Source organism: uncultured Campylobacter sp., from assembly GCF_905372745.1.
GTDB lineage: Bacteria > Campylobacterota > Campylobacteria > Campylobacterales > Campylobacteraceae > Campylobacter_A.
In genome coordinates, this window is the sequence record NZ_CAJPQR010000021.1 from 1 (window position 1) to 19,722 (window position 19,722).

The window sequence follows — 19,722 nt, forward strand, 5'->3', positions numbered from 1 at the left end:
CACATCGACAACCTAAATCCATACGTCTCGGGTGCTGAGATAACTATATAAATTTGAGCTAATCGTTATGTCGCCGATTATAATCCGAGGTCAAATTTTTGGCCTCGGTATCAGTCTGATATATACATTTTTTCTGTGAGCGGATTTTTTAAATTTTCTATTTTCCGACTTTTTTATGATATAATTAGCGATAGTATTCTGTAAAGATACCCAAAAAACTCAAGAAAACACTAAAAAAGGAGTCCTTAATGGCAGTAACACAAGCGCAAGTCGCCCAGCTTTATGTGGCATTATTTAACAGAGCGCCCGAGGGTGCGGGCTTTAATGCATGGGTAGCAGCAGGCGCTACCAAAACCGTAGCGCAGATGGCAAACGAAATGCTAGCATCTCCTGCTACACCGCCTTATTTTGCAAGTATGGGCGTGGACGTAAGCACTGATAGAGGCTACGTAGAGCTTATCTATAAAAATATCCTAGGCAAAGACTATACCCAAGACCCGGACGGCATCAATGCATGGGTTAGACACTTACAGCTGGGAAACTCAAGAGGAGATACTCTAGTAAAGCTATTTGAGGTAGCAACCTCGGCTGAGGCTAGAGCGGCAGACCCGGTAGCCGCGCAAACCTTTGCAAACAAAACAGAAGTATCGGCATACATGGCTCAAAAGATCGCTTCTATAGATAGCGACGGTAACGGCGGATACGACTATACTCCGTTTCAAGAGATTATCAGATCTACAAACTCTACGAATTTAGCCGCACAAAAAGCTAGAATCGACGCAATGGCTACCGTTACCACTCACACATTAACTACCGAGGATCAAACCATAACCGGCGGCGAGGGACTAGACGTGTTTAGCGCGGTTTCCAGCTCATATGCAGATAGAAACACTCTAAAAGTAAACGATAAACTAGACGGCGGCAGAGGTACCGACGCGCTAAACGTTGCGGTAAACGATAGCTTTACGGGCTTCGTAGACGGCTATGCGAAAAATATCGAAATTTTAAACCTAACAAATACTTCCGACTCTCAAAGAATTTTTAATGCCGCTAAGATTGACGGATTAAAATCGGTATCCACTACCGGAACAAACGGTATTCGAATAACCGATCTTGCAAGCATCGTAAATTTAACGGTAAACGGCCAAAAAGATGCAACCAAAATAGGTATTATCTATAATACAAATTTAACTAGCGGCTCTAATGATGTGCAAAATCTAACCCTAAATAACGTGGGCAGAGAGACTGCCGTTGCCGAGGCTACAGCCACCGATAGGCATGTAAAGTCAATGAAGGTCGAATTTAACGGTATCGAAACGCTAAATATAGCTACAAAAGACGCTAAAAGCTATATAAAAGAAGTTCAAAATAAAGCTATAACGGTAAAAGGCGCAGCGGATCTAGATATCGCAACGAAGGATAGGGATATGACCCCTGCTAGTACAGATTTCGTAAAAAGCCTTGATGCCTCTACTATGACCGGAAATTTAACTGCGGATCTAAGCGATTCCCGCAAATATAGCTCCGTAAAAAGCGGTAGCGGTAACGACACTATAGTGGTTGGCGAGCTTACTGTTAATTCTTCCTCTATCGACGCTGGCGCCGGTACCGATACTCTCCAGGTTAGAAGTCTCCAAGGCCTAAAAAAGATGACGTTAAAGGGCGTAGAAAATATCGAGTTATTGGATAAAAACCCTAGCGGCGTAACTAGACTAGACTTGGTCGGACAAAACGATATAGAGACCCTAAAAGTAGGTCAGCTAGACCACGAACTAGTCGTAACTAGCTCAAGTATCAAAACGGTAAATTTAACTAAAAAAGTCAGCCCTTATGCCACGGATGCAGAAGGTAGCGGCGCAGGTAAAGTCCACGTAAACGATACCTCCGTAGAGACCGTAAACTATAAGATAGATAACGCGACTTCGCCTACGGCTATGGCGGGCAAGATTAGATTATCAGAATCTAGAAACGTTACCGTAAATTTAGATGCTTCAGTCATAACGACTGCCGGCTCTACTAACTCAGATAGCATACTAGAGCTACCTAAAGCTAATACCTTAAATCTAAACGTAAACACTACGGTAGATTCAGGTATAAGTCTAGATAACTCGACCTTGCTAAAAACTGTAAACATAGTTAGCGCAAATCCTAATAAATTTACTCTAAAAACCGATACGAATTCTACAAATATTGCTAAACTAAATTTAACAACTTCTGGAAGCTTTGATCTAGGTAATAACGATACGCTTAAATTTGTCTCCGATATAAACGTAAAAGGAGGCGCGCCTTTAGCAGTAGGTTCTCTTATAGACCTTAAAAATTTAGGTTCTATAAGCTCCGAAAACGGCGTAAGCGTAAAAGTAAACGACCTAACCACTAGTACTCTAGGCGGCGCAACGGTTAAAAATCTTAACATTGGCGATATTACGACAAAAGAAGCCAGCAATGCGGGTGCAAATATTAATCTAAAAAATATCACTAATGGCGTAAAAGTAGGCGTAATAAAAGTCGGCGGCGAAGTGAATTTAGTGGCAAATAACGTAGGATGGCTAGAAATAGGCGGTAACATAACTTCTAAAAAAAGCGGGATTACCTTTGACGTTAGTTCGGTTAGACATGACGTTAAAATAGGCGTCGGCAGCACCCTAACGGCTCAAAACGATATCAATATCACAGCTAAAGATGTTGAAGGCAAGCTTGATATAGGTAAGCTTATAGCCAAAAATATCGTAATCAACGCTACTAATATCAAAAGCATCCATGATAGAACCGCTACGTCTACGACTTTAAAAATAGACGACATAGACCACTCTACTCCTGCTGATAGAGTCGTCGATAGCCTAAAGATCACTCTAAAAGACGTTATAAACAGTGGCGGAACTGGTGCCCAGATCGGTAAAATTGACCTAAAAGCAGGTAGTACCGTTGATATAGATGCCGGAAATACTAGAGGTTTGGTAAAATTTAGTACAGCCAATGAAGTGACGGCCGATAAGGTTTCTATCGACCTAAGCGGTACTATAGGCGCAAACTCTCTAAAGGGCATACAAGCAGACACTATCGTCTATAAAGGCTCTACGCAAACGGCACTCGATGCTACTAGCGGCACAGCCGGACAGATAAGCCTCATAGCTAAACAGGATGCAAATTCTAAAGACTTTAACGCTACCGTTAGCGCTTCTGGGCAAAATGACACGCTAAAAGTAGCGGTTGCGACAAAAGTAGCTACTGTGGGTAAGGATCTAAAAACCGTTACCGTCTCTGGAGATATGGGCGAAGGTTTGCAGGATAAATATGAATTTAGCGGCACAAACGCGGCAGAGCTTACGAAGATCGACTTTAGCGGCTTAAGAAATGTTGAGTCCGGTACCATCACGACCGTTACGGCAAATACTAAAATCGAAAGTATAAAAGGTACTGCGGGTAATGACGAGATCACGCTGGCAGACGCACAAACCAAAGAAAATATCACTATTGAAACCGGCGAGGGTACAAACAAAGTAACTACCGGAACGATAACGGCTGCTAAACAAGTCATTACTATAAAAGGCGGTTCGGGTAACGATACCTTTGACGTGAGCGCATCAAAGATAGCCGGTAGCGGCTTTGGCGGAAGCAGCGATAATCTAAGATACACCGCTATCGAAAATCTAACAGTAGGCGATAAGATTAAAATTAGCGGTTCAGCCACGGCTGGCGCCGTAGAAAAGGTTTACCTAGATCCTAATGGTAATACGTATGCTAATTTCGCTGCATTTGCTACGGCGACCGGATTTTTTACTACAGCCACGGCAGCCGGTAAGGTATATGCGTTTTCTTACGGCAACGAGACGTACTTGTTCTATAATAGCGCGGCAGGCGGAACTAGCTTTGACGTTAACGATAACTTAGTTAAACTAGCCGGTAACATCAATATGGCTAATCTAGATGCTACAGTGGATGCTAGCGGAAATATAACTATCAACGGTTTCTAATCTCTTTTTTCGGTAGAGCTTGGCTCTACCGATTTTTGTACTTTCTTGATTACGGTTTAAAACTCTTTCCTTAATATTTACCTTATACTTCTACTTGGATTTTAATTTCTGCTTTATGTGCCAACAAAATTGAAATTTACAACTCAAAGTTTCAGCTATATTTATAGTTTACGCTATTTGTAAATTTACCTTGGTAAGTTACTTCATATATTTTTAAGCCGTCGAGTAAACTAAATTCAAATTTTAGAAATTTAGCACTTGTGTCGGCTAATATAGCATGCTTTAGCGCAAAAGCAGTAATGTAAATCGCCTATTTAGGCGCACAGGCTTCGTACATCCGTAGTCATAACCCCGTTAATTTTTCAAACCGGGTGATAAAAGTACGGCGGCTAAGCTCTAGAAGCATATTTTTAAACGTGAGGAGTTTACGGACGTTAGATGCAGTCGGTGTTGATTTGCGCTATATAGTATCCGCATATATCCAAATGCCGTTTAAATACGGATAGCGGCAAATTTGACGATAAAGCTCGCAAGATTTCGCGGCTATGACAAGCTAACGGAAAACATACTCGCAAATCCTGTTTATGGCATTAAGGCTGACGAATCAAACGAGTTTTTACGTAATCTAAAGTGGCAATATCGCTTTTGGCTACGTGAAACTCAAACTTGGGAGTTTGAAACGAGGTAAATTTTAACAGCTGCTTAGGTACCGCAAGAAATATGTCTTTAGGGGGGGGTATTTATTTTTCAGTTTATATAGGTTGGCTCCCTTGTAACCGCTTATTTGATGATCTAGTCTTTGATGCCTACCAGATAAAACGGGCGTTTATTATTTGGGTTGTATCCGCATTTTAAGGCTGCCTGACAAATTTGCTCTCGCGGCGTCGTTAGTGAAGGCGGCTATGGTCTTGCGCCCGACTATAATTACCGAAGCATGAAGCTCGCCGCAAATTTTAAATGCCAAAAGCAAAATCAACTATTTCGCAAAGCGCCGTAAAATATGATATTGCTCGCTCTAGTCGTTTTATTGGCAAGTGAGACCAAGTTAGGTCAAGCTACGGTCGCGCGCCGTAGCTATAAAACTGCAAAATAGCGGTTTTGCGCGCGTTTATACCGAGCTTGCCTAAGCAGTCTTATTAGCTTTTGCGGCGCGCCGTTACGGAAATTTTACTCTTAAACCACCGCTCTTATCCTAGCAAGACTTACGGCATGTGGCGACACGCAAGTCTGATTTAGACTGTTTTGCTTTTTACAGTCTAGGCGATGCTTTGTGGTTTTTAATAAATCCAGCCCTTAGACCATCTGCGCAGCCTTTATAAACTTGTCGCTTGAGCGGTAAGACGGCACTTTACAACGTATTGCTTTGAGCAAGCGTAGCGGACGTTTATATAAATGCGACTTCCGAGCATTTTGGCGTACGAGAAATATTTTTGCTCCGCCTCTTTAAATTCGCAGGTGGCGGTTTGGTTATAGCCGCAGCGCGTATGGGAGGGTACTAGCCGGTAGGAAACGGCGGCAAAACAACAAAGAATAGTTTGCCGCGAGTAGTTTGCGCGGCTAGTGCGATAAGACGGCTGCTAAATTTAGGCCTAAATTTGACTGCAAAAACGCGCCTAGCCTCTAGCAAGAAACCGCACGATTTGATGTTTTTGCGGATTAAAAAATTTGTCAGGATGCGCCGAGTCTCGCGTCTAGAGCAAGCCATGCTAAATTTACGCTTGCGCCTAATAATCTTTGCAACCAAAGCCGTAGCTACGGCATTTTAGCGCATTTTTATCCGTGTAAGCGCGCATGATAGCAACCTAAACCGCGTATTTGCTAAGCTAATTTAGGTGGCGATTTTGGATATTAGATTGTAGATTTAGTGCCGTTTTCGTAGCCTTAGCGCAAAATTTTTTCGGCTTAAATTTGCGCTCAAAAGCGGTTAATTTTCGTGATACGGTGTAGGCGCGGGAGCCTTAGTTTTTTCTTTGGGCGCACCGTTTGCGCTTAAACGTTAGATAACGGCAAATAACGGGATTAGACAAGGCGCTTTTGCTGTATTTGAAGTAAATTTTGATAAAGGCTTAAATTTGCGAATCCTTCAAATTTAAAGCGCAAGGATTTTATGGACGCAAATAGCATAAATTTAAGCTATTTGAGACGGTTGCGAGATAGCGGCGGGCTATCTTACGTATAAATTTGCCGAATCCGAAATTTTCCCGTTTGCTCGTATTTAGCGCCGAAAAGTACGGCTATAGCCGGTCTACGCAAGGCGCGTAAATTCGTATAAATCCACCTAGTCGCTAGCTAGCATTAGGCGTAGTAGCGCCTCTATATCGCCGCTGCAAGGAGTTATGCCGTAGTTTAGCAGCTTTGCCGTATCGCAGACGAGTAGGGCGGGGTCGTTTGTCCTGATAAATTTGGCATCGCTTTGCGCGGCGATATCGCGCCCGCTTAAGCGGCGTAAAATTTGTAAAATTTGCTCGATACTATAAGCCTTACCCGAGCCGATATTAAAGATTTCGCCGTTAGCTTCTAGCTCTAGTAGTTGCTCATATATTCTCACGACGTCGTTTATGTCGTTATATTCGCGCTTTGGCGTCAAATTTCCGAGCTTTATTACGGAAGCTTCGTCTTTAAAATGTCGCACGATTTTTGGAATGAGGAAATTTTCGCTCTGCCCCGCGCCCGTATAGTTAAAGGGACGCGCGATGATAAAAGGAAGCCCACTTCTAGCGATTTGCTTTTCCATATAAATTTTACTTTGGGCATAGACGCTTTGCGGATTTAGCGCGGAGTTTTCGCACATGGGCATATCTCCTCCGCCGTAGACGCTAGCCGAGCTTGCAAAGATCGCCTTTTCAAATTTAACGGCACTTAGGGCATCTAGCAAATTTAGCGTACCGATTTCGTTTGCGTTTTTTATCTCGGCGGGATCTGCCATAGCAAACGAAACTGCGGCCAGGTGGATGATGTAGTCAAATTTAACTCTAAAGGCGGCTTTTATGCTATCTTTGTCGAGCAGATTAAAGCGCGCGTGATGCGGCGCGCTAGGGCTTAAGGCGCCGCCCGATACCTCGTAGCCTAGCCCGAGAAGGTATCGCTCTAAATAGCGACCCGTAAAGCCCTCAATCCCCGTAATAAAAACGCGCTTAGAACTCAAATCCCGCCTCGATGCGTCTTAGATCAGCTTTTATCATCATATCGCAAAGCTCTTTTAGATCGGTCTTTGCGCTCCAACCGAGCTTTTGCTTGGCTTTTGAGGCGTCGCCTATTAGCAGATCGACCTCGGCTGGTCTAAAAAATGCCGGATTTATCTTTACTATTACGTCGCCTTTATCGTTTAGCCCGACTTCGTTTATGCCTTCGCCTTCAAATTTTATCCCGATATCTAGCGCTTCAAAGCTAAGCTTCACAAAATCCCTAACCGTGGTCGTTACTCCGGTGGCTAGTACGAAAGTATCGGGAGCCTTGGCTTGCAGTATCGCGTGCATACCTTCGACGTATTCTTTGGCATAGCCCCAGTCGCGCTTTGCGTCTAGGTTGCCAAGTTCTAAAGTCTTAGCCTTTTTTAGGGCGATTTTCGCGGCCGTATTCGTGATTTTTCTTGTGACGAACTCAAGCCCTCTTAGCGGACTTTCGTGATTAAATAAAATGCCGCTTGAAGCGAAAATATCATAGCTTTCTTGATAGTTTACGGTTATAAAATGCGCATAAAGCTTTGCCACTCCGTACGGCGAACGCGGATAAAACGGCGTGGTTTCGCTTTGCGGGACGGCTTGGACTTTGCCAAACATCTCTGATGTGCTGGCTTGATAAAATTTGATGCTTTTATCTACCGTTTTGATTGCTTCTAGTATATTTAGCGCGCCGATGCCAGTAGCGTTTGCAGTGTGAAAAGGCTCTTTAAAACTAACGCCTACGAAGCTTTGGGCGGCTAGGTTGTAGATTTCCTCGGGTCTTATTTCATTGACGACGCTTAGGATGTTAAACGGGTCGGTTAGCTCAAACTCCACCAAATGAAAATTTGGCTCGTTTAAAATGCCTAGCTCGTTTAATCGCCAAAAATTCGGGCTCACCGCTCGCCTGTATCCGCCGTAGACTTCGTATCCTAGGTCGATCAGATATCTAGCCAGGTATGCGCCGTCTTGACCTCCGACGCCCGTGATTATCGCTTTTTTCATTATTATTCTCCGTTTTTTAAATGTCGCATAAAATTTTTATCCGTCGCTACGGCTCTAAATATCCGCAGGTAAAGCCCCGCGATGCTGCTCCAGCTGTTTTCGCTTAGCCATTTTGCGCGCTCGTCATAAATTTTAGCGTCTATTTCGCTATTTTTTACTTTTTCTAGTTGCTCTAAGATGTGCCAATCGTTAAATCCGTCCGTTTTTATCGTGACGTTTTTCATCTCGCTAAAGATCCTTGACGGCGTTACTATAACGTTTTTGCACACGCTTAGTGCTATCCTGGCCGCCCCGCTGGCTCCCTCATCGGTTTGCCCGTAAGGCAGCACGATAACATCGCAGTCGCTTAGCTTTTTATTTACCTCCTCTATCGGCAAAAACTCGGTGTTCCACTCCACTTTTTCGTCCAAATTTAGCTTTTCGCAAAGCTTACGGCATCTTTGTAGTTCCATCTCGCTATCTGCGTTTGCGACAGGGCTAATGATAATTAGCTTCGCGTCCGTATTTTGGCTAAATTTAGCAAAGGCTTGCAGCAGTACGGGTAAATTTTTATGCGCAAAGAGTAGGCCGAAAAATCCTACCTTAAATTTGCCGTCCGTTTCCTTACGTTTGTTTTGCTCGGGCGCCAAATTTTGCGTTCCGTGCGGCACTAGCGTGACGTTATCGGCAAGCCCGAGTAGTCTAAGCGTATTTAGATCGTCGATGCTGTGGACGAAAACTCGGTCGAATTCGTAAAGCGTATCGTGCCAGTTTTGCTGAGTTTGGCGCGGGTAGTTTAGGATTTGCTTCGTGGCATGAAGCGTGATGAAGCAAATTTTGCCCTGCGATTTTAGCGCGGCGACGTCTGATTTTAGCTTTTCGTCTATCTCAAAAAAGGTAAAATGATGTTGCAGCCAGATTATATTTGCATCCGTCTCAAGCCCCGATAGTAGCTTTTCTCGCTCTATTTCAAAGACTTTTATCTCGTCGTTTTCTTTGCTTAAATTTGACTCCTTTGTACGCTTTTGCTCGCTCCAAGTGTAAATTTCTAAATTTGCGCCTGCCTGCGTCAGCTCGTCCGTTAGGTATTTTGAGTATTCGGCTATGCCGCAAACGGCGTTATACGTCGAAAAGTAGGCGATTTTTAGCTCGCTTGGCTCATTTTTAAAGGATTTTAGATGCGAGATGCTCGAGATGAAATTTAGCGCGTTTTTCTCGCCGAACATCATTTCATCGACTTTGTGTTTTAGCGGTTTTATGTCTGGAGCGCGGTTTTGTAAAATTTGCTCGGATACTTTGATGATTTTTTCGCCCAGATCCTTTACGCTAGGCTCCGCCCAAAATGAATAATTTAGATTAAAGTGCGTAACCGCGGGCGCGAATTTATACCCGATAAACTCGCAGCTATCGTCCAAAAACTCGCACTGGCCGCTATAGTCGGTGGAGATAACCGGCTTTTTGTAGTGTACGCCTTCGATTGCCGGCATATTTAGCCCCTCGCCGCGCGTCGGCAACACGACTATATCGCACTGCTCGTATAGATTTGCCACGTCAAGCGCGGTTAGGTCTTCGTTTAGTATGACGCGGATTTTGCTTCGGTATTTTTTATCGACTAAAAGCTCGATTTGCTCGGTTACGCTGTTGTGCGGATTAGGGAAGCTTTTTATCGTTAGGCTTAGCTCAAATTTAGCTTTTTTGCAAGCTTCGTTAAAGGCTCGCAGCAGCACGTCCGCACCCTTTCTAGGCAGGCATGATGAGATATGAAAGAGCTTTATCTCGCGTTTTTGTTCGCTATTTTCTTGTAAAACGCTTGGCTCAGGCGGCATTTTTAACGGTATATCGGCCACTTTTACGGGCGTATAGCAGCCGTTATCTATTAGGATTTTTTTGATAAAAAACGTCGAAACCAAAATGCCTTTATACTTGGAGTTTAAAATTTCTATTGTTCGCTGCGGGATGCGCGACTCCTCCCAGAAAAATACCGCAATCTCAAAGCCGTAGCCCTCCCTAACGTCTTCTATCAGCGGGTAGTGGTGGTAGATCGCGACCTTGTCGTCGCTTCTTTTTGGGTGCACGTTTTTATCGGGTACTATGCTTCTTAGCGTTTCGTACTCGTCTTTGGTTATTGCGATGTCTTCGATTTTATCGAAATAGTTCTCGTGATAGCAGATAACAAAGACGTTTTTTACCTTACCGAGCAGCCTAAATACGATGTTTCTGTTTATTGCGGCCAAACTATAGTGTCCGCTGATGCTGCCGATGACGGTTATCTCGCTAAAGTTTTCGTTAAATTTAAGGTTTTTTAGCTCCAAATTTCGCTCGTACTCTCTTGAGTGCCTTAAAGCAAAAACGCTCGGCTCAAAAACCCCCTCTTGCGAGACGTAGATATCGTCTCTAACCTGGCCTTTTAGGCTAAAGATTCTTGCTCTAATAGCCGGAAATTTGTTTAAAAATATCTTGAGGTTTTTCTTAAATTTAGGATGGCTATTTGCCGCTCTCTCCGTCAAATTTATACCGAATTTAAGCGCTTTTTTGAGATTTTCTTTAGCTAAATTTTTGCAAAATCTTAAAAATTTATAGACCCAAATAAGCGGCTTTGCGACTCTTTTAAATTTAGCGACGAAAATTTTAAGCTGCTCGATATCGTTTTTGATAACGGGAGCTTCGTTTTCTAGGACGTAGACTTTGTGATTTAGCGCGAGATATTTGCCCAGTAGATTTTCTAAATCTTCGTGTAAGCGCGCGTTTTCGTTTTGCAAATTTACGATTTGATTTTTGCTCTCCATTAGCTCAAGCGAGCTTTTCCACAGCGCTTCTTTTGTCTCCAAGGACTCCTTCCAAACGTCGTTTTTTAGCTCAAGCATCTGAGTTTTGTTTTCAAATGCCGACACGTCGAATCTATCGGCCAACTCTTCAAAGCTATAGCCGCTTTTGGCCGCATTTAAAAACGCTTCGCGCGTTTTTTCGTCGCCGTTTTTAAGCCCCAAAATCGCGTAATCAAGCCCGACGCTGCTTAAAACGTCTCTTAACGTGACGTTTTGATTTTGCAAATCCTCGCTAAAGCTCAAATTTGAGTTCAGCCTCATCATAAACGTATTGCTAAAGCCCTCAAATTCGCACAGATACTCAAGCAGCATCGGCGGGATAGGCTTAACGTGCGTAACGTCTAGATAGAAAGTTAGCGTAGCGACGCGTAAATTTTCGGGATTTGGCGTTTCAAGTATCAAGATGCCGCCGTCTTTGAGAACTCGGCGCGCTTGTTTTATTAGCTCGCAAAGCTCGTTAAACTCCAAGTGCTCCACAAGCTGAAATGCGCTAACTAGCGCAAGGCTTGAGTCTTCTAGCTCGCTTAAAAACTCTATAGCGCCTTGATTTTTAGCCTCAAGCGCGTTTTTTTCGCACTCTTTTATCATCTCCTCGCTCACGTCGCAGCCGCGCGCGGTAAAGCCGTTTTGTTTTAGAATTTCAAGCCACTCGCCTCTGCCGCAACCAAGATCGGCCGCCGCCGGATTTTCGTAGTTTTGTTTTAAAATTTGCAAAAACGGCTCATAAGCAAGCAGGCGTTTTTTGATCTCGCTCCTCTGGCCTCTAAATTTATCTTCGAAACTTTTATAAAATTTATCCATTTATTCTCTTTATTTCCAAACTCGGTTCAAGATATGCAAGACCGACGAAATCGGGCTTGCTAAAATTTACGACGTTAAAAATGATCGCGTTGTCGCGCCATTCGTAGTTGTTTTGCAGATGGTTGTCGCTATCATGCAGCGCTATCGTGACCGAAAACGACCCGACGCCCAAATTTGCGTCAAATTCAAAACTAAAGTCGTACTCTTCGCCTTTTTTTAGATTTTTTAAAGCTTGCTTTAGGTGGTAAGTGTTTGTGCCGTATACGACCTGCGAGAAGCGATTTTTGATCTGATAGCCCAGTACCAGCGAGGGCAAATTTTCGTTTGCTTGCACCGTTACTTTTAGCTTGATTTTTTTGCCGACTTCTAAATTTTGTATCTTTTTGCCTGCAGCGTCCAAAATTTCGACGTTTTTTATGCAGGCCTTTTTGTTGCCGGATACGGTTGCGGTTTTGCCGTTTTGCAGGGTTATTTGCGAGATTTGCACGTCTTGTTTTTTTGAGATTAGGGCGTTATAGTAATCAAGCACTGCTTCAGGCTCGCCGTCTTTTAAAATTTGACCTTTTTCTAGCAAGATTACTCGGTCGCAGATGGATTTTATCGCGCCGCTATCGTGCGAAACGATGATGAGCGTCGTGCCTAGGCTTTTAAATTCTTTTATCTTGTCAAAGCTTTTGTGCTGAAAGTACACGTCGCCGACCGATAGCGCCTCGTCGATGATAAGTATATCGGGGCGATTTGCCGTGACGACCGAAAAAGCAAGGCGCATCTGCATGCCGCTGCTGTAAATTCGCACGGGATAATCAAAATACTCGCCTATCTCGGCAAAGTCTTCGATGTAGGCTATTATTTCGTCGATCTGCTCTTTTGAGTAGCCCATGAGAGAGCAGGACTGGTAGGCATTCTGCCTGCCGGTTAGGTCGCCGTGAAAGCCCATGCCCAGCTCCAAAATAGACGAAATTTTAGCCCCGCTCGTTACGCGGCCGCTTGAGGGCTTTAGCGTGCGCGAGATGATTTTTAAAAGAGTGCTCTTGCCCGCTCCGTTTTGCCCAATTAGCCCGACTACCTCGCCGGCTCCCACGTCAAAGCTTACGTCTTTTAGTACGGTTTTTACGTTTTTTTCTTCTTTATTTTTGCTAAACCACGAGGCAAATCGCTTAAAGTTGCTCTCGTAATCCAAGTAAGTTTTACAGATATTTTGAACCGATAAAATCATAAAACGTCCGCCATCTCTTCCTCGGCTCGTTTATAAACGAAAAATGCGGCTCCAAGGCTTGCCGCGCCGATAAAAGCCGGATAAATCAAAAGCAAAAAATCCGGCGTCTTATCGTAGATCAAAATATCGTGATAGCCGCTAACGACGCCCACAAGCGGGTTTATGTAGATAAGCTCTTGCAAATTTGACGGTAAAATGCTAGTCATATAAACGATCGGCGTTAGCCAAAATAAAAACTGCAATACGATGGCTATGATCTGGCCTACGTCGCGCATAAAGACGTTTATCACGCCGAAAAACAGCCCAAATCCGACGGCTAGCATCACCGTAACGAGGGAAAAGATCGGCAAAAAGATCAAATTTACGCCCGCAAAATGCCCCAAAAACGCAAACACTACCGCAATGGAGACGAATAAAATTAGATTGTTTATCGCCGAGCTTAAAACCACGGTAGCCGGAAGGACGATTTTGGGGAAGGACATTTTTTTGATTATGTTGGCATTGTCGGTAAAAATGCCGATGCAGCGCGAAAAAATCTCGCTAAAAAGCATCCAGCAAAGCATCCCGCTCATTAGGTAGATCGCGTAGGCGTATTTGCTATCGATGCCTGGCAGCTTGGCCGAGAGTACCGAGGAGAGTATGGTCGCGTAGATGAGCACCTGGGCTAGCGGATGCAGTATCGCCCACGCTACGCCCAGCTTGCTTTTTGCGAATTTGGTTATAAACTCGTTTTTGACCGAATTTACGATGAAAAACCTATACGTATAAATATTTGAAAACAATCTTTCGTCCGATTTAGCTAAATTTGCGTGATTTTAGCAAATAAAGGCTAAAAATAAAAATAAAGCTAAATTTATGATCGAAATTTAATAACTCAGTCTAAAATTTTCCTTTGCTTGACCTATCTCGTTTTTGGTTATGAGTCCTCGTTTTTTTAGCTCGCGGACTAAATTTCTGGAAGCTTTTTTGATGGTTTCTATCTCTGCGTTTAGTCCGCCGGCTACTGAAAATAGCCAGTATTTATGGATTTCTACCCATTCGGCTAGCTTGTTTACCTTTTGCATCGTGGTATCGCTCGGGGCGACTGAGATTTTAGCTAGTTCAAGCTCTTGGAAATATACGGATATGGCCACGATATTTTCGATAAAAGGCTTAAATTTAGGCTTTGAGATAGCGTCTTTTGCTTTATCTATCCTATTTGAAATTTTAACGAGCTTGTGAAAGTGTTTTTCGCTTAATTTCCATTCGTCTCTTAGTTTTGAAATTTCGTCTATTTTCGGTACGACTTCTAAAAACGTCTCTTCGATTATACGTTTGGCCTCGTTTTCAAAGCTTAGCTTTTTTACGAGTACTTTATATGCTTTTAACATATCTTTATTCGTTCTTTTTTCTTTTATCGGCGCGATATTGGGGAGATTTTTTTGTTTTTTGTCTTTGCAAAGCTCTTGCATAGTCTCTAAAAACGGCTTTTCTATGCTGCCTTCTATCCTAGCGCCGCCTTGCGTGCAGTTATACGTCGTTACGTCTTTTTTGCTCGACTGCTCGATATCGGCTTCAAATTGATTTCTAAATTTATCCCAGACGTAAGTCGTGCGGACTTCGCCCTCGCCGCCGTAAGCTTTGACGTATAGATATTCGTCGGCTTGCGCGAACGCGTGCCCGGTGGCGTGAGATTTACCGTCCGGAGCAAAGGCTAGGTCTTGTCCGATTAAAACGATATTTTTATGTTTTAAAACATAGGCCAGCTGATAGGCTTGATTTGCCGTGGAGTGCCCGATCCCTAGGTAGCCGTAGCCTTTTAGTCCGAATGATGTTTCGTTTTGCTGAGGGCGCATGGTTAGGACTAGGCGACGAGGTAAGATATTTTTAATCGTTTTTTTATGCGTCAAAGACGCGATGATAAAGTAAGCGTCTTTGTCTATTTTTTTATCTCTTTTTTTAAAAAAACTCGACGTAGCCTCTACGCGTTCTATCGAAGTTACGTAATCAGGCTTTATGCCGTGTTTCATTAATATCGGTAGCGATGCGTCAAGGCTGATGACGGTAACGTACGGAGCAAATTTTTTAAGCGTCTCAAGCTGTTTATCAAGGCTTGGCCCCGTTGAAACGATGACCGCCGTGTCCATTAGTTTATAGCGCTTTTTTATCAAATCGACGTAGGAGTAGTTTGTGAGCATCGCCGTTAAATTTTCTATATTATTCCTCACTCCGATTAGATTGTCGTCTATGCTGTTGCCGTGACCGGCTACCATTTGAGAGATGGCTTTTGCAAAGGATTGGTTTATTTCTGCGTAGTCGTCGCTAAACTGATCGTAAAACGGCGAGTGAATTTGAAGATTGTAAATTTTAGCGTATGCGGTAAATTTGCTATTGCACGCCAGATAATAAAACTGCGTGTAGTTTGCGAACTCGGAGTAAAAAAGAGTTAGCCTTTCGCTGGATAATTCGTCTGAAAGGTCGATCAAATTTAATACCGCATAGATGATTTCGATTTCCGGTTCTACGACTATTATTTTCTGATGCGTTTCGTTTTTTAAAAGTGCTTTATAAAGTATCCCGTTGCCTAGCCCGTAAAAATACATAATCGGGTAGCGCTTATATTCGTTTTCGACGGATTCTAGGGTATTTTGGACGTCTTTGACGGGATTTTCGTAGACGTATTTTAAGGTTTTATTGTTGATGATATTTATATCGATCGGGTCTTTGCCGACAAATACGTCGTAATCCGCCATCTCTTCCATTCCCCAAAGGCGCGCGGCTAAAATTTCGTCTTGCTGAAAGAGGGCTTGCAAGTTTTTTTGAAATATCGGATTGGCGCTTGGTTCAAATGATTCAGAGCTTTTTTTTGCGTTTTTTTGCTCGTTTTCGTTTTCTTTTACGACCTGAAAATCATCCATAGTCGAATATTCGTTTTTCGGCATTTTGCCTCCTTATTTATATTGCTATTTTGTTTTAAAGCTAAATTCGTTCCAAATTTACGCCCGAATTTCGCGCAAACTCGGCCGGAGCTTTAAGTATATACTTAGCAAGCGGGCTTGCGGGCTAGCGCGGTATCAAATCTTTGCGATATGCGCTAAATTTACATATCCTCGCTACTTAATCTGTCGCCGAAATTTATATCTCGTTTGGCCGGTTTGCCGATTAGCTCGCGTTTAAATTTAGGATGCAAACCCCAGCCCGGACGCACGCTTTTTACGTTTTGCTCGCTAAAAATTTCGCCTTTTTTGATATCTGCGCTTGCGTAAAGCGAACGGGCGTAGTTGCGACTGGCGAGCGCTCTTTCGTCTAATTCGTAGACGGCTTTGCCTAGTAGTTTTTCCGCGTCTCTTACGGCGCTTGCCATCTGTTTAAATTCATCCTCGTCCAGACTAAACGCCTCGTCCACGCTTCGCACCTCTTTGTTTAGGATAAAATGTTTTTCTACGATGCGAGCTCCAAGGCTCACGGCGACTACGGGCGCTACGATACCCAGAGTATGGTCTGAAAAGCCGACCTCTACGCCAAATTTGTGCCTCATATCGGCAATCGTGAGTAGATTCATCCCCTCAAGCGGAGCTGGGTAGCTAGACGTGCATTTTAAAAGCGCGACGTTTTCGTTGCTGCACTCTTTGCAAATTTGTATCGCGTCTTCGATCTCCCCCAGGGTGGCGATGCCGGTCGAGATGACGACGGGTTTGCCTTTTTTAGCTATGTGCCGTATAAAATCGTAATCGGTTACCTCAAAGCTAGCGATTTTGTAAGCAGGTGGGTCAAAGCGCTCCAAAAAATCGGCGTCGTCGTTGCTAAACGGGCTTGAAAAGCAGATTAATCCTTCGTTTGCGGCCGTTTTAAAAAGCGTTTCATGCCACTCGCGCGGAGTTAAGGCTTTTTGATAAAGGCTATATAAATCATACCCGTCCCACAACCCGCCGCGTAGCATAAAATCCTCTTTTTTGGAATTTAGCGTCAGGCTACCCGGCGTGTATGTTTGCAGTTTTACGGCGTCGGCTCCCGCGCGTTTGGCCGCCTTGATAGTTTCGACGGCAAGTTCTAAGCTACCCGAGTGATTTGCCGAGAGTTCGGCGATCAAAAGAACTTTTTCGTTCGTATCGAAATTTGCTATTTTCATAAATTCGGCTCCGAAATTTTAGTTTGATTTTATCATAAAATTTGCCCTGCTAGGCTATAATCTCCCTAAAAACAAGGAAAAAAATGGACGCCAAAACCATCGCCGTCATCCCCGCTCGCGGCGGCAGCAAAAGAATCCCGCGAAAAAATATAAAGCCTTTTTGCGGTAAACCGATGATCGCTTACAGCATAGAAGCGGCGATTAGGGCGGGGATTTTTGACGAGATTATCGTCTCCACCGACGACGAGGAGATAGCGGATATCGCGAAAAACGCGGGCGCTAGCGTGCCGTTTATGCGCCCAAAAGAGTTAAGCGACGATTTTACCGCGACGGGTGCGGTCGTAGAGCATGCGATAAAATTTTTGCAAGCAAGAGGCGATAGGATAAAATTCGTCTGTACGATTTACGCTACCGCGCCGCTGATAGACGAATTTTACATTAAACTAGGCCTTGAAAAGCTACGCGCCTCAAATGCTAAAAACGCCTTTTCGTGTACTTCTATGCCGTTTCCCATCTGGCGGACGTTTAAGATTGCCAAGGATGGGCGATGCGAGATGTTTTGGCGAGAAAATTTTGCCAAACGAAGCCAGGATTTAGAGGAGGCTTATCAAGACGCGGGGCAGTTTTACTGGACGAATTTAGACGCGCCTTCGAGCGATGAAATTTTTTTCGGGCGAGATAGCATAGCGATCGTTTTGCCGCGCCACTTGGTGCAGGATATAGATACGCCGCAAGACTGGATAAGAGCGGAGTTTTTATACGAAGCGGTGCAAAAATCAAGGGAAAAAGCATGAGAAAAAAACGGCTAGAAATCATAAATTTCGTAAATTTAAGCGACGAGAAGTACCGAAAAATCTTAGAATATAGAAATCAAGAATATGTTAGAACCGTATCAAATTCGCCCGAACCCATCACGGTAAAGCAGCACGAAGCCTACCGCGAAGCGCTAAAAAAGCGCGATAAATTTTTCGCGTTTTTGATAACGTGCGACGGTGAGGATTATGCGGTGATAAATTTAAAAAAGCTTGACGACGGGTCGTTTTATCTGGGGTATTATCTAACCGACGAGCTATATAAATTCGAAGGCGGAGGCGTAGCCGTGCATAACTGCATGATGTATATATGCAACCGGCTAAAAATCGAGCTTATATCTTACGATATAAAGCCCGAAAATAGCAGGGTTTTTAGAGTCGGTCAATGCGGCGAAGATATAGCCGTTAGCGGCAGTAGCGAGGCTTTACACCACCTAGTTAGGCTATACGGCTACGACGACGAATGCGTAAAAAATAGCAAATCCGCAAAATTATTTAATAAAATTTATGAGATAAAAGAGGGCGATTTTAGCTAAAAATCGGTAATTACCGTATCGCAAAAATCGAATTTGCCAAGACTCGTTACGATAGAGGCGTAGTTTAGTCCCGCGCCAAAACCCGCCAGCATACATTTATAAATATCGCCGCCCGTCATCTGCTCTTTGGCGTTATGAGCGATACAAACGGGGATCGTGGAGCTGTTTGAGTTACCGTAAAAAGTAACTACGTTGCTAGGCGCCTTTTGGCTTGAAACGCCTAGTTTTTGAGCTAGTTTATCGACCATAAATTTATTCGGCTGATGGAAAAAATAATAATCCAGCTCGTCTTTATCCGCGCCCGCGTAAGCTAGGCTTTGGGCGATATATTTAGGCACGTTTTGCATTACGTATTGAAATACCGCCTGTCCGTCCATATGAATGCGCGGCAAACAGTCGCGACCACCGTATTTGGAGCTTGAAAATTTAGCTTTTTCCTCATTCGTCGGCTTTCTAAAACCCATCGCCGGAAACACCAGCGCATCGTAATCCTTGGCATCCGTTACGCAGTGAAAGAACGCGTCGTTTTCGCCGTTTTCTACGACGGTAATACAAATAGCGTCGCCTGCTAGCGGATAGCTGCTAGTGTCGCTTCTGTCGGGATTTTTGCATATGACGTCGCCCGTTATCAGGACTACTTTTTTAGCGCCTTCGTTATTTAGCAGCATAAAGGCTTGAAATAATCCGTTGATAAAGCCGGCGCATTGCTGATTCGTATCCATGCAAAAAATTTCGGAGCTTAAATTTAGCTCGCCGGCGATTAGATTAGCGGTTGCCGGCATTAAAAAATCGGGCGTCGTCGTAGCCACTACGAGCGCGGAAATTTCCTCTTTTTTCAGCAGCCCTTTTTCAAAAAGGCGGTTTAATCCGTAGATCGCCACTTGGGACAAGTACGTTTCGTCTTTAAAAAATCTGTGCCTGTCGTAACCCATCGTATTTTTTAGCTTTAAATTTTGCTTTTGCGAGAGCGAGTTAAATTTCATATCGTCTTCGAATTTATACTCCGTCTGCGGAAGCAAAGCCAAAATACCGCTGATTTTTTTACCGAAAAATTTAGTTTTCATTAGGCTTTTGCGTCGCTTTTAACGATTAAATTTTCTATGGCTTCGATGCTGCCGAAATTTTCGGGCAAGATATCGCCGCCGTCTATTTTTACGCCGAATTTTTCTTCTAAATCCGTAACTAACGTAAGCACGTCAAAGCTATCTAGCATGCCCGATTCGACAAAATTTTCATCGCCCGCGAAGTCGTATTCGGGTCTAATATCTACTAAAATTTCTCTTATTTTTTCTTTCATATCGTCTC

The 19,722-nt window shown here is 43.6% G+C and carries 13 protein-coding genes; 4 read left to right on the plus strand and 9 right to left on the minus strand.

Annotated features, from left to right (window positions below):
* Window positions 1-248 precede the first annotated feature (248 nt).
* Window positions 249-3,974 (plus strand): surface layer protein SapB11, encoded by a 3,726-nt coding sequence (locus tag QZ157_RS07000; RefSeq protein WP_295143597.1) that lies wholly within the window; start codon window positions 249-251, stop codon window positions 3,972-3,974.
* Between the two features lie 1,535 nt (window positions 3,975-5,509).
* Window positions 5,510-5,740 (plus strand): hypothetical protein, encoded by a 231-nt coding sequence (locus tag QZ157_RS07005; protein ID WP_295143600.1) that lies wholly within the window; start codon window positions 5,510-5,512, stop codon window positions 5,738-5,740.
* Window positions 5,741-6,252: 512 nt separating this feature from the next.
* On the opposite strand, the gene QZ157_RS07010 is transcribed toward QZ157_RS07005, so the two are convergent.
* From QZ157_RS07010 to pseI, 7 genes are all read right to left on the minus strand, one after another.
* Window positions 6,253-7,119, minus strand: coding sequence for an NAD-dependent epimerase/dehydratase family protein (locus tag QZ157_RS07010; RefSeq protein WP_295143602.1), 867 nt, complete (start codon window positions 7,117-7,119; stop codon window positions 6,253-6,255).
* Window positions 7,109-8,140 carry a GDP-mannose 4,6-dehydratase gene (gmd, locus tag QZ157_RS07015; RefSeq protein ID WP_295143605.1) on the minus strand — a complete coding sequence of 344 codons (1,032 nt, stop codon included), beginning with the start codon at window positions 8,138-8,140 and terminating at the stop codon, window positions 7,109-7,111. Before gmd ends, QZ157_RS07010 begins: the two co-directional genes overlap by 11 nt.
* A gap of 2 nt (window positions 8,141-8,142) precedes the next feature.
* Window positions 8,143-11,745, minus strand: a complete 3,603-nt coding sequence (locus QZ157_RS07020; RefSeq protein ID WP_295143607.1) for a glycosyltransferase — start codon at window positions 11,743-11,745, stop codon at window positions 8,143-8,145.
* Window positions 11,738-12,961 carry an ABC transporter ATP-binding protein gene (locus tag QZ157_RS07025; RefSeq protein ID WP_295143610.1) on the minus strand — a complete coding sequence of 408 codons (1,224 nt, stop codon included), beginning with the start codon at window positions 12,959-12,961 and terminating at the stop codon, window positions 11,738-11,740. Before QZ157_RS07025 ends, QZ157_RS07020 begins: the two co-directional genes overlap by 8 nt.
* Window positions 12,958-13,743 carry an ABC transporter permease gene (locus QZ157_RS07030; RefSeq protein WP_295143613.1) on the minus strand — a complete coding sequence of 262 codons (786 nt, stop codon included), beginning with the start codon at window positions 13,741-13,743 and terminating at the stop codon, window positions 12,958-12,960. The genes QZ157_RS07025 and QZ157_RS07030 overlap by 4 nt, the downstream gene beginning before the upstream one ends.
* Window positions 13,744-13,827: 84 nt before the next feature.
* The gene (locus QZ157_RS07035) at window positions 13,828-15,882 is read right to left on the minus strand and encodes a 6-hydroxymethylpterin diphosphokinase MptE-like protein (protein ID WP_295143616.1); all 2,055 of its coding nucleotides are present in this window, start codon (window positions 15,880-15,882) and stop codon (window positions 13,828-13,830) included.
* Between the two features lie 158 nt (window positions 15,883-16,040).
* Window positions 16,041-17,069 carry a pseudaminic acid synthase gene (pseI, locus tag QZ157_RS07040; protein WP_295143619.1) on the minus strand — a complete coding sequence of 343 codons (1,029 nt, stop codon included), beginning with the start codon at window positions 17,067-17,069 and terminating at the stop codon, window positions 16,041-16,043.
* Between the two features lie 83 nt (window positions 17,070-17,152).
* Between pseI and pseF the strand changes: the two genes are divergently transcribed.
* Window positions 17,153-17,863 (plus strand): pseudaminic acid cytidylyltransferase, encoded by a 711-nt coding sequence (gene pseF, locus QZ157_RS07045; RefSeq protein WP_295143622.1) that lies wholly within the window; start codon window positions 17,153-17,155, stop codon window positions 17,861-17,863.
* A complete protein-coding gene (locus QZ157_RS07050) occupies window positions 17,860-18,417 on the plus strand; it encodes a hypothetical protein (RefSeq protein ID WP_295143624.1) in 558 nt (185 codons plus the stop codon). The genes pseF and QZ157_RS07050 overlap by 4 nt, the downstream gene beginning before the upstream one ends.
* On the opposite strand, the gene QZ157_RS07055 is transcribed toward QZ157_RS07050, so the two are convergent.
* Window positions 18,414-19,481: a ketoacyl-ACP synthase III gene (locus tag QZ157_RS07055; protein ID WP_295143627.1), complete on the minus strand. Its 1,068-nt coding sequence runs from the start codon at window positions 19,479-19,481 to the stop codon at window positions 18,414-18,416. The two genes, QZ157_RS07050 and QZ157_RS07055, sit on opposite strands and share 4 nt — an antisense overlap.
* Window positions 19,481-19,714, minus strand: coding sequence for an acyl carrier protein (locus tag QZ157_RS07060; protein ID WP_295143629.1), 234 nt, complete (start codon window positions 19,712-19,714; stop codon window positions 19,481-19,483). Before QZ157_RS07060 ends, QZ157_RS07055 begins: the two co-directional genes overlap by 1 nt.
* Window positions 19,715-19,722: the final 8 nt, after the last annotated feature.

What these genes read in the sequence shown, in the direction of transcription:
- QZ157_RS07060 (WP_295143629.1), bottom strand. Translation starts at nt 19,714, where the DNA reads ATGAAAGAAAAAATAAGAGAAATTTTAGTAGATATTAGACCCGAATAC.
- QZ157_RS07035 (WP_295143616.1), bottom strand. Translation starts at nt 15,882, where the DNA reads ATGCCGAAAAACGAATATTCGACTATGGATGATTTTCAGGTCGTAAAA.
- QZ157_RS07020 (WP_295143607.1), bottom strand. Translation starts at nt 11,745, where the DNA reads ATGGATAAATTTTATAAAAGTTTCGAAGATAAATTTAGAGGCCAGAGG.
- QZ157_RS07050 (WP_295143624.1), top strand. Translation starts at nt 17,860, where the DNA reads ATGAGAAAAAAACGGCTAGAAATCATAAATTTCGTAAATTTAAGCGAC.
- QZ157_RS07025 (WP_295143610.1), bottom strand. Translation starts at nt 12,961, where the DNA reads ATGATTTTATCGGTTCAAAATATCTGTAAAACTTACTTGGATTACGAG.
- pseF (WP_295143622.1), top strand. Translation starts at nt 17,153, where the DNA reads ATGGACGCCAAAACCATCGCCGTCATCCCCGCTCGCGGCGGCAGCAAA.
- gmd (WP_295143605.1), bottom strand. Translation starts at nt 8,140, where the DNA reads ATGAAAAAAGCGATAATCACGGGCGTCGGAGGTCAAGACGGCGCATAC.
- QZ157_RS07000 (WP_295143597.1), top strand. Translation starts at nt 249, where the DNA reads ATGGCAGTAACACAAGCGCAAGTCGCCCAGCTTTATGTGGCATTATTT.
- pseI (WP_295143619.1), bottom strand. Translation starts at nt 17,069, where the DNA reads ATGAAAATAGCAAATTTCGATACGAACGAAAAAGTTCTTTTGATCGCC.
- QZ157_RS07055 (WP_295143627.1), bottom strand. Translation starts at nt 19,481, where the DNA reads ATGAAAACTAAATTTTTCGGTAAAAAAATCAGCGGTATTTTGGCTTTG.